General features: G+C 69.7%; 7 protein-coding genes. 5 read left to right on the top strand and 2 right to left on the bottom strand.

The window, feature by feature from the left end; all coding sequences use genetic code 11:
* The first annotated feature begins 255 nt into the window (after nucleotides 1-255).
* Both ABD211_RS22810 and ABD211_RS22805 read left to right on the top strand, forming a co-directional pair.
* A complete protein-coding gene (locus ABD211_RS22810; protein WP_344135535.1) occupies nucleotides 256-834 on the top strand; it encodes an adenine phosphoribosyltransferase in 579 nt (192 codons plus the stop codon).
* A 133-nt stretch (nucleotides 835-967) separates the two neighbouring features.
* Entirely contained in the window at nucleotides 968-3,463 is a 2,496-nt protein-coding gene (locus ABD211_RS22805; protein ID WP_344135532.1) for a RelA/SpoT family protein, read from the top strand.
* A 779-nt stretch (nucleotides 3,464-4,242) separates the two neighbouring features.
* Here the strand turns inward: ABD211_RS22805 and ABD211_RS22800 are convergent.
* Both ABD211_RS22800 and ABD211_RS22795 read right to left on the bottom strand, forming a co-directional pair.
* Nucleotides 4,243-5,112, bottom strand: coding sequence for a peptidylprolyl isomerase (locus tag ABD211_RS22800; protein ID WP_344135529.1), 870 nt, complete (start codon nucleotides 5,110-5,112; stop codon nucleotides 4,243-4,245).
* A 23-nt stretch (nucleotides 5,113-5,135) separates the two neighbouring features.
* Nucleotides 5,136-6,014: a peptidylprolyl isomerase gene (locus ABD211_RS22795; RefSeq protein ID WP_344135526.1), complete on the bottom strand. Its 879-nt coding sequence runs from the start codon at nucleotides 6,012-6,014 to the stop codon at nucleotides 5,136-5,138.
* Nucleotides 6,015-6,228: 214 nt separating this feature from the next.
* Here ABD211_RS22795 and ABD211_RS22790 point away from each other — a divergent pair, with 214 nt between their 5' ends.
* The 3 genes from ABD211_RS22790 to urtA all read left to right on the top strand — a co-directional run bounded on the left by ABD211_RS22790 (nucleotide 6,229) and on the right by urtA (nucleotide 10,055).
* The gene (locus tag ABD211_RS22790) at nucleotides 6,229-6,930 is read left to right on the top strand and encodes an MBL fold metallo-hydrolase (protein ID WP_344135523.1); all 702 of its coding nucleotides are present in this window, start codon (nucleotides 6,229-6,231) and stop codon (nucleotides 6,928-6,930) included.
* 27 nt (nucleotides 6,931-6,957) lie between these two features.
* Complete coding sequence (gene hisS, locus ABD211_RS22785; RefSeq protein WP_344135520.1) at nucleotides 6,958-8,283, top strand: histidine--tRNA ligase; 1,326 nt, start codon at nucleotides 6,958-6,960, stop codon at nucleotides 8,281-8,283.
* A gap of 476 nt (nucleotides 8,284-8,759) precedes the next feature.
* Nucleotides 8,760-10,055, top strand: coding sequence for an urea ABC transporter substrate-binding protein (urtA, locus tag ABD211_RS22780; protein ID WP_344135517.1), 1,296 nt, complete (start codon nucleotides 8,760-8,762; stop codon nucleotides 10,053-10,055).
* Nucleotides 10,056-10,172: the final 117 nt, after the last annotated feature.

The following is a 10,172-nucleotide window of genomic DNA, read 5'->3' as shown; positions in this document are numbered from 1 at the left end:
GTCCGGCGTGCTCGCCGGCGCCCCGCGTCCGGGCGTGCGCCCGGCGCAGCGCAAGCGGCCCGGCGGGGCCAAGCCCGGCTCCAAGGCGGGTGGCGCCAAGCGGCGGTGACGCGGGGCCGCAGACATTCCTCCGGAGAAATACGCTCCTACGGAATGCTTGCGACCAACCACCCGACTGGCATCATCGAGGCGTCCGTTCCGCGTTGTCGCGGGGCGGGCGCCTCGATCATTTCCGGTGCTACGGGAAGGAACGGCATGGCAGAGGTCGACGCGGGCGTGGTGGCGCAGGCGGCCCGGGGCGACAGCGGGCCGGGGATCGCCGGGCTGATCGCCGGCCTGGCGGTGGACGTGCCCGACTTCCCCCAGCCGGGCATCGTCTTCAAGGACCTCACGCCGCTGTTCGCCGACGGCGCGGCGTTCCGGGAGATCGTGGACGCGACCGTGGCGCACTACGGCGTCGGCTCGTTCGACGTCGTGGCCGGCATCGAGGCGCGCGGGTTCGTGATGGCGGCCGCCATGGCGTACGCGGCCGGCGTGGGCGTCGTGCCGGTGCGCAAGGCCGGCAAGCTGCCCCGCGCCACCCACGCCGCCCAGTACGCCCTGGAGTACGGCTCCGCGGCGCTGGAGGTGCACACCGACGCCTTCCTCCCGGGGCAGCGGGTGCTGGTGGTCGACGACGTGCTCGCCACGGGTGGCACCGCCGAGGCCACGCTGGGCCTCGTGGAGCGCGCGGGCGGGGTCGTGGCCGGCCTGACGGTGATGCTGGAGCTGGAGTTCCTCGGCGGCCGGCAGCGGCTCGCCGCCCACCCGCCGCACGCGCTGCTGCGCGTGTGAGCCCCCAAGTTGACGTGATCCGGGCGACGCCGACCGGGCCTGGAGGAAACTGGGGGCTGTGACCAGAGCCGACGCGGCCGATCACGGGTACGATGGCCTTTCCGACAGCGGTCCGACAGGTGAGGAGCGGCCGGTGCCCGGCGATATCGCCCCTCCGGTGGAGGGTTTGGTGCCAGTCGTCGACGAGACGCTGCATCCCCACGAGGCAGACGACGGCCCCTGGAGCCTCGTGCGTGACGGTGCGCCCGGTGCTACGGAGCAGGAGCTCACCCTCCGCGAGGAGGAGGACAAGGGCGGCCCCGGCGGCAGCTCGCGGTCGGCCGACGGCGTCGACGGCGAGCCCTCCTCGGGCGGCTTCGGCCTGGCGAGCGCGCCCACCGGGCGGCGCATGCGGGCCCGGCTCGCGCGGTTCAACGCGCCGTGGCAGGGCCAGCAGGTGCCCGAGGTGCTCGAGCCGCTGATCGCGACCCACCGCGCCACCCACCCGAAGGCCGACATCCGCCTGCTGCAACGGGCCTACGACGCGGCGTTCGCGTGGCACGTCGGGCAGTTCCGCAAGTCCGGCGACCCCTACATCACGCACCCGCTCGCGGTCGCGACGATCCTGGCCAACCTGGGCATGGACACGACCACGCTGGTGGCGGCGCTGCTGCACGACACCATCGAGGACACGGAGTACACGCTCGAGCAGATGCGGGTGGACTTCGGCGGCGAGGTGTCGCTGCTGGTCGACGGTGTCACCAAGCTCGACAAGGTGAAGCTGGGCGACGCGGCGAAGGCCGAGACGATCCGCAAGATGGTCGTGGCGATGGCGCGCGACCCCCGGGTGCTCGTGATCAAGCTCGCGGACCGCCTGCACAACATGCGTACCCTGGCGTTCCTGCCGCAGCCCAAGCGCGAGCAGAAGGCCCGGGAGACCCTGGAGATCCTCGCTCCGCTCGCCCACCGACTGGGCATGAACACCATCAAGTGGGAGCTGGAGGATCTGTCCTTCGCCGCGCTCTACCCCAAGCGGCATGAGGAGATCAACCGTCTGGTGAGCGAGCACGCGCCGCAGCGGGACGCGCTGCTCGGCACGGTCACGAACCGGGTCATGGTCGACCTCAAGTCGTCCAAGATCAAGGCCGAGGTGACGGGGCGCCCCAAGCACCTGTACTCGATCTACCAGAAGATGATCGCGCGCGGCCGCGACTTCACGGAGATCTACGACCTGATCGGCGTGCGCATCCTCGTCGACACGGTGCGCGACTGCTACGCGGCCCTCGGTGTGATCCACGCGAACTGGCAGCCGGTGCCGGGTCGCTTCAAGGACTACATCGCGATGCCGAAGTTCAATATGTACCAGTCGCTGCACACGACGGTCATCGGCCCCACCGGCAAGCCCGTCGAGATGCAGATCCGCACGTACGCGATGCACCGCACCGCGGAGTACGGCATCGCCGCGCACTGGCGCTACAAGGAGAAGAAGGACGCCACGGTCGTCGGCCCGCCGGCGCACATCGACGAGATGACCTGGCTGCGCCAGCTGCTCGACTGGCAGCGCGAGGCGAGCGACCCGAGCGACTTCCTCGACTCGCTGCGCTTCGACCTGTCGGCGCAGGAGGTCTACGTCTTCACGCCGAAGGGCGGGGTCATCGCCCTACCCAAGGACTCGACCCCGGTCGACTTCGCGTACGCGGTGCACACCGAGGTCGGCCACAAGTGCATCGGCGCCAAGGTCAACAACAAGCTGGTGCCGCTGGAGAGCCGGCTGTCCAACGGCGACGTGGTCGAGATCTTCACGTCCAAGTCGGAGACGGCCGGCCCCTCGCAGGACTGGCTCGGCTTCGTGCAGAGCCCGCGCGCCCGCACCAAGATCCGGCAGTACTTCAACAAGGAACGCCGCGACATCGCGATCGAGGCCGGCAAGGACCTCATCGTCAAGGCGATGCGCAAGCAGGGCCTGCCGCTGCAGCGCATGCTCACGTCCGACTCGCTCATGACCATCGCCCGCGAGCTGCACCTCGCCGACGTCGCCTCGCTGTACGCCGCGATCGGCGAGAACCAGGTCTCCGCCCAGGCGATCGTCACCCGCCTCGTCGCGAGCTTCGGCGGCGTGGAGGGCGCCACCGAGGACATCGCCGAGACGGCCGTCCCGACCCGCCGGGCGCTCACCAAGCCGCGCACGGCCGCGCACGACCCCGGCGTCGTCGTGGAGGGCACGTCCGACGTCTGGATCAAGCTGGCCAAGTGCTGCACCCCGGTGCCGGGCGACGCGATCTTCGGCTTCATCACCCGCACCGGCGGCGTCAGCGTCCACCGGGAGGACTGCACCAACGCCGACGAGCTGCGCCGTCAGCCCGAACGCCTGGTCACGGTCAACTGGAAGCCCACGGCCGCGTCGATGTTCCTGGTCGCCATCCAGGTCGAGGCGCTCGACCGGCACAAGCTGCTGGCCGACGTCACCCGGGTGCTCTCCGACGAGCGGGTCAACATCCTCTCCGCGCACGTGGCGACCACCCGTGACCGGGTGGCGGTGAGCCGGTTCAGCTTCGAGATGGCCGACACCAAGCACCTCGGCCACCTGCTGGCCGCGGTCCGCAAGGTGGACGGCGTCTACGACGCCTACCGCGTCACCTCCGGCACCTGACCGACCCCCGCCCGGCCGGCTGTCGCCTGCCCGGCGTCCCTCCGCGTTACGGGCCACGAGGTGCGCGCTCAGCCCCCGGCTGCCCGACCCACGTGGATGTGCGCGGGTGGCGGGGCTTGACCGCCTGACGGTCGCCAGATGTGCGCTTGTGGTCGGCTCGAGGGTGTGGCCCTTCGCTAGCTGTGCGCATCTGGCGGGATTGGAGCGCACGGCGTCTGCCAGATGTGCCCATGTGGCCGGCTTCACGTGCTCGGCCTCGCCAGATGTGCACAGTTGGCGGGCTCGAAGGTGCTCAGGCTCGCCAGATGTGCACAGTTGGCGGGCGTCGGGCGCCTGAACCCCGCCAACTGTGAACATCTGGCGCGGCGGCGGGCGCGCGCCCGCACTATGTGAGCATGTGGCTCCGCCAGGGCCGTCGACAGGGTGTCGGACCGCCGGAACGGCGCGCGATCTCTATCGCGGGAGCGCGGAAGTGGGCGTCGGGCCGGACAAGGGCGGACCTTCGCGGTCCGGTGCACGCCAACAGGTCGCGACCGGGGCAGGACCTCGACCGCTCTCAACTGGTCCCCTGAGGCGAGTTGCCGCACGGCGTGCCGCGCCGAGGGGCGCCCGTGGCCGGGTTCCGCCCGATGTCGCCCCGCCAACGGGTCGCCGTTGGCGCGAGGCGGCGCGTGGCGGGAGGGCGGGCGGGTGCGAGGGGAGGCAAAGGCCGGGCGTGGTGGGTGGGGGAGACGGCGAGGGCCGGCCGCGACAGCGGCCGGCCCTCGGGCGTTCGTGCGTCAGGAGGTGGGGGTCGCGGCCGTGGGGGCCGAGACGGTCACCGTCTTGAAGGTGATCTTCTTCTTGGGGTGGCCGCCGCCCGCCTGCTGGGCGAAGGCGCCGTCGTCGCCGGCCGCGCCGACGCTCTTGATGATGTCCAGGCCGGCGGTCACGTGGCCCACCAGCGTGTAGTTGGCCGGGAGCTCGCTCTGGCCGTACACGAAGAAGAACTGGCTGCCGTTGGTGTCCGTGATGCCCTGCTCGGCGTTGTCGGCGTTGGCCATGGCCACGTCGCCCACGCCGTACGCGGGGCGCTTGCCGGTCGGCAGGTTCTCGCTGGCGAACCGGTACGTCGGGCCGCCCGTGCCGTCGCCGGCCGGGTCGCCGCACTGCAGCGCGCTGATCTGGGTCACCAGGCGGTGGCAGCCCGTGCCGTCGTAGTACTTCTTGCCCGCCAGGTGCGTGATGCTGGCCGCGGTGCAGGGCGTCTTCGTCAGGTCCATCGCGAACTCGATCTTGCCGAGGTTCGTGTCGAGCGTGACGGTCTGGGTGCCGGTCGCGGGGACCGTGGTCGCCGGGGTGCCGACGTCCTTGATGCCGGCCGGCAGCGACGGCTTCGGGGTCGCGGACGGGTCGACCAGCGGGTTCCACACGCAGGCGGCGGTGCCCGCCGCCGCGCTCGCCGTGGGGGTGGCCGTGGACTTCCCGTCGCCGCCGGCGTTCGCCACGATGACCCACACGAGCACCACGGTGAGCAGCACGCCGCCGGCCACGAGGCCGATCTGGCTGCGCTGGCGGCGCTTGAGGCGGGCCGCCTCGGAGCGCTCGGCCATCTCCCGTTCCAGCTTCGCCCGCGCCGCAGCGCGCTGACGATCGCGTACCGAACTCAACGTAATGCTCCTATCGGTGTCGGCTACTGCGCGCTGGCGGTCGTGGTAGCGCTGGACTGGGGGGTGGCGCTGGGGCTGGCGACGGGCGCGTCCCCGACGGTCAGTTTAGTGATCGTGACGTTGGTCTTGGGCGCCCCGTCGCTCGTGGCCTTGCCCTCGCCGTCCAGGGCGCCATCCTTGGCCACCTTCTCCACGACGTCGAGGCCCTTGGTGACCTTCCCGGCGATGGAGTAGTTCGGCGGCAGCGCCGAGCCGTCCTTGTAGAAGATCAGGAACTGGCTGCCGTTGGCCCCGGGGTTCGCCATGGCGATGGTGCCGGCCGGGTAGTGGTTCGTGGCGGCCGGGGACGCCGACGGCGAGGCCGCCGATGCGGCGGGCAGGTTCTCGTCGATGAACGTGTACGACGGACCGCCCGTGCCCTTGCCGACCGGGTCACCGCAGTGCAGCACGAAGTCGTTCGTGCTGAGCCGGTGGCACGTGGTGTTGTCGAAGAAGTTCTTGCCCGCCAGGTAGGCGAAGCTCTCCGCCGTGCACGGCGCCGCGTCGAGGTCGAGCGACGCGTCGATCTGACCCACGTTGGTGGCGATCGTCATCGTCCGGGTGCCCGCCTTCGCGGCGGGCGTGATGGGCGGATTGCCCGTGTCGCGGATGCCCGTCGCCTCGTCGGGGGTGCGCAGGGTCCACGCGCAGTCGCCGGCGACCACGTTGGGTGGCGTGTCCGGCTTCTTGTCGAAGCCTCCCGCCAGCCACACGGTGCCGAGGGCGACGACGAGCAGCGCGACGACGGCGCCGATGCCCGCCTGGACCTGGCGCTTGCGCCGGATCTTCTTCGCGCGGTTCACCAGGCGGCGCTCGATCCTGGCACGGGCCAGCTTGCGCTGCCGGTCTCTGCTGGAAGCCACGAGTGCTCCCTCCCGAAAGGTACGTTGGGACGGTATCCGTCGGGTGACTCACGACACGTGCCGTACGCCACACCGCGCCAGAGTGTACGGGTATGGTCCGCTCCCGCGGTGAGCGAGGCGGGCGATACGTGACCGAACCCCCAGCTAGGCTTCACGGGGGGTCACCGGACCGACCGTTGATCCTGCCCTACGGAGCTGAGAGGTAGCTGAGACCGTGTTCGTGGCCGCCGTACCGGCCCAGGCGTTCGGGACGAACTGCTACGTGCTGGCGCCCGCCGCCGGCGAGCAGTGCGTGATCGTGGACCCGGGCATCGGCATCGTCCGAGCGCTCGATGACGTGCTCGCCGAGCACCGGCTGCAGCCCGTGGCGGTGCTGCTCACCCACGGTCATCTGGATCACACCTTCTCGGTCGCGCCCGTGTGCGGCGCCCGGGGCATCCCGGCCTACGTGCACCCCGATGATCGCGAGCTGCTCGACGACCCGGCCAAGGGCTTCTCGTCGGACATGCTCAACCTGTTCGGTGGCCGGCTGCCGTACACGGCGCCGGATGACGTGAAGCCGCTCGGCGACGGCGAAACCATCAGCCTCGCTGGCCTGGAAGTTACAGTCGACCACGCCCCGGGCCATACCGGCGGGTCGGTGATGTTCCGTGTGGCTGGAGGCGCTGCCGAGGAGGGCGAATCGCTTTTCTCCGGAGATGTCCTTTTTGCCGGTTCCATCGGACGCACCGACCTGCCGGGCGGGGACCTGACGGCGATGCTGCGCAGCCTGCGCGACAAGGTGCTGACGCTGCCCGACGCCACGCGGGTCCTGCCCGGCCACGGACCGTCGACGACCATCGGGCGCGAGCGCGCTGCCAACCCGTACCTCCGGGAGGTCACGCGCCAGCTCGCCCCACCGACCAAGGGCCTTTAAAACAATGATCATCAAGGAGTACGGGCGATGAGCGCCCGCCCCACGCCGCTGAGCGGGTTCCCCGAGTGGCTGCCCGCGCAGCGCATGATCGAACAGCGCTTCCTCGAGCGCATCCAGACGGTCTTCGAGCTCTACGGCTACGCCCCGCTGGAGACGCGGGCCGTGGAGCCGCTGGACCAGTTGCTGCGCAAGGGCGAGACCGACAAGGAGGTCTACGTCCTGCGCCGGCTGCAGGCCGACCCGGACGACACCTCCGACGCCACGCTCGGTCTGCACTTCGACCTGACCGTGCCGTTCGCCCGGTTCGTGGTCGAGAACGCCGGCAAGCTCAACTTCCCCTTCAAGCGGTACCAGATCCAGAAGGCGTGGCGCGGCGAGCGCCCCGCGCAGGGCCGCTACCGGGAGTTCATCCAGGCCGACATCGACGTCGTTGACCGCGACACGCTCGGGTTCCACCACGAGGTGGAGATGCCGCTCGTGGTCGCGGACGCGCTGAGCGGCCTGCCCATCCCGCCGGTGCGCATCCAGGTCAACAACCGCAAGGTGTGCGAGGGCTTCTATCAGGGCCTCGGCCTGTCCGACCCGGCCGCGGCGTTGAAGGCGGTCGACAAGCTCGACAAGATCGGCCCGGCGAAGGTCGCCGAGCTGCTCGCCGAGACGACCGGCGCGACCGACGCGCAGGCCAAGGCGTGCCTGGCGCTCGCCGAGATCTCGGCCGAGGACGCCTCGTTCGCCGACGCGGTGCGCGCCCTGGGGGTGACCGACCCGCTGCTCGACGAGGGCCTCGAGGAGCTCGTCCGGGTGGTCGAGGCCGCGCGGGAGCACGCCCCCGGCCTGCTCGTCGCCGACCTGAAGATCGCCCGTGGGCTCGACTACTACACCGGCACCGTCTACGAGACCGTCCTCAAGGGATACGAAGGGCTGTCGGTCTCCTCGGGCGGGCGTTACGACAACCTCGCCTCGGCCGGCGCCGACCGGTTCCCCGGCGTGGGCATCTCCATCGGCGTCACCCGCGTCATGGGGCTGCTGCTGGGCAGGGGCGCCCTGGGCATCTCCCGCTCGGTGCCCACGTGCGTGCTGGTGGCGCTGCCGGACGAGGAGCGCCGGGCCGACTGCGACCGCGTCGCCGCCGCCCTGCGTAAGCGGGGGATCGCCACCGAGGTCTCGCCGACCGCCGCCAAGTACGGCAAGCAGATCCGCTACGCGGAACGGCGGGGCATCCCGTTCGTGTGGTTCCCGGGCGAGGACGGCCACGAGATCAAGGACATCCGCTCCGGCGAGCAGGCCCCGGCGAGCCCCGAAACGTGGTCGCCGCCCGATCCTGATCTGCGGCCTGTCATACACGCTGTGTAGCGGGTCGCGGACCGATAACTGAACACGATGTGAAAAGCCCGGTGACAGCGTTCTGTCGCCGGGCTTTTCCGCGCGTGCGCGTACTCGTGGATTTCTTGTTTGGGTCTTTAGATTTCGTATTGATTACCGCCAACTCACATTTCTCCACAGTAGATGTGACGGGAGTCCGAAGAGGACCGCGTATCGGTCGCGCCCTTTGGATGTCAGGACTGTGCCATGTTCGTCGCGCCCTCGCCGGTGGTGACAGAACTGTGACATCGTCATTCCGCGACATTGCCCGCATTTCCTGGGTCCACGCACCTCAGTCCGACGGCTGGTTACAGAGTTGGAACGGTCGAGAAATGTCAGAGCAATGACTCGCGGCCAATCTTCTCTCACCTGTAGCGGCCGGCCGCACCTCGCCGGCGACACATCCGCACGATCCACCGTGCCGAGACACTGGCGTCACGGTCCTCATAGGAACGGAGCTCTCACCTATGTCCAGCACCAGCAAGCGGCTGCGCACGCTTGTGGCCACGGGCGCCATCGGGACGACCGTGGCCCTCGTGCTCGCAGGCTGTGGCGCCCGCGCCGGCGACGACACGTCTACCGGCAAGACGCCCGCGGCCAGCTGCGTCAACACCTCCGGCCCCAGCATCAAGCTCGGCTTCCTCAACTCCCTCACCGGCGGCATGGCGATCTCCGAGAAGACGGTCTCCAACGTGCTGCACATGGCGGCCGACGAGATCAACGCCGCAGGCGGCATCATGGGCAAGAAGATCGAGTACATCCAGGAGGACGGCGCCACCGACTGGCCCACGTTCGCGGAGAAGACCCGGAAGCTGCTGACCCAGGACTGCGCCGCCGCGATCTTCGGCGGCTGGACCTCGTCCTCCCGCAAGGCCGTCAAGCCGGTCGTCGAGGAGCTCAACGGCCTCTTCTTCTACCCGGTGCAGTACGAGGGCCTCGAGGCGTCGCCGAACATCTACTACACCGGCGCGACCACCAACCAGCAGATCATCCCGGCGATGGACTTCCTCGCCTCCAAGGGCGTGAAGAAGCTGTTCCTCGCCGGCAGCGACTACGTCTTCCCGCGCACCGCGAACGCGATCATCAAGCTCTACGCGGCCAAGCTCGGCATCCAGATCGTCGGCGAGGAGTACGTACCCCTCGACAAGGACGACTGGACCACCCAGGTGGCGAAGATCGTGGCGGCCAAGCCCGACTTCATCTTCAACACCATCAACGGCTCGTCGAACGTCGGCTTCATCAAGGCGTACTACGACGCCGGCCTCAAGGCGGAGACGACGCCGATCATCTCGGTGTCGATCGCCGAGGAGGAGGCGCCGGCCATGGGCCACGAGGTCACCGGCCACTACGCGTCCTGGAACTACTTCCAGTCGCTCAAGACCCCGACCAACCCGAAGTTCATCGAGAGTTGGAAGGCCTACCCCAACAACAGCGGCGTCACCTCCGACCCGATGGAGGCCGCGTACATCTCGCTGTACCTGTACAAGGCCCTCGTCGAGGCGGCCGGCTCGTTCGACGTGGACAAGGTGAACGCCGCGGCGAAGGCGAACACCATCACGTTCGACGCGCCCGAGGGCAAGGTCACGCTCGACGGCAAGAACCACCACATCTCCAAGCCGGGTCACATCGGCAAGATCAACTCTCAGAACCAGTTCGACATCGTCTGGGCCTCTGACAAGTTCATCGACCCGGACCCGTACCTCGAGAAGTACGACTGGTTCCCCGCGGACGTCCGCAAGCAGCTCGTGGACGCGGCGGGCTGATCGCCCGGCCCCTCCCGTGAGCGCGGGGTTGCGTGTCGCCTGCGGCACGCAACCCCGCGCACCCGGACCCGATTCGGCGAAGCTCGCGAGCCGAACATCAGGCAATGCCCCGCACCG

This window comes from Luedemannella flava (genome assembly GCF_039528515.1).
GTDB lineage: Bacteria > Actinomycetota > Actinomycetes > Mycobacteriales > Micromonosporaceae > Luedemannella > Luedemannella flava.
The sequence above is the reverse complement of the archived record's forward strand: the minus strand, read 5'-3'. Positions and strand labels throughout refer to the sequence as shown.

Excerpts from the sequence above, each read along its gene's own strand:
- ABD211_RS22810 (WP_344135535.1), top strand. The coding sequence starts at position 256 with ATGGCAGAGGTCGACGCGGGCGTGGTGGCGCAGGCGGCCCGGGGCGAC.
- hisS (WP_344135520.1), top strand. The coding sequence starts at position 6,958 with ATGAGCGCCCGCCCCACGCCGCTGAGCGGGTTCCCCGAGTGGCTGCCC.
- urtA (WP_344135517.1), top strand. The coding sequence starts at position 8,760 with ATGTCCAGCACCAGCAAGCGGCTGCGCACGCTTGTGGCCACGGGCGCC.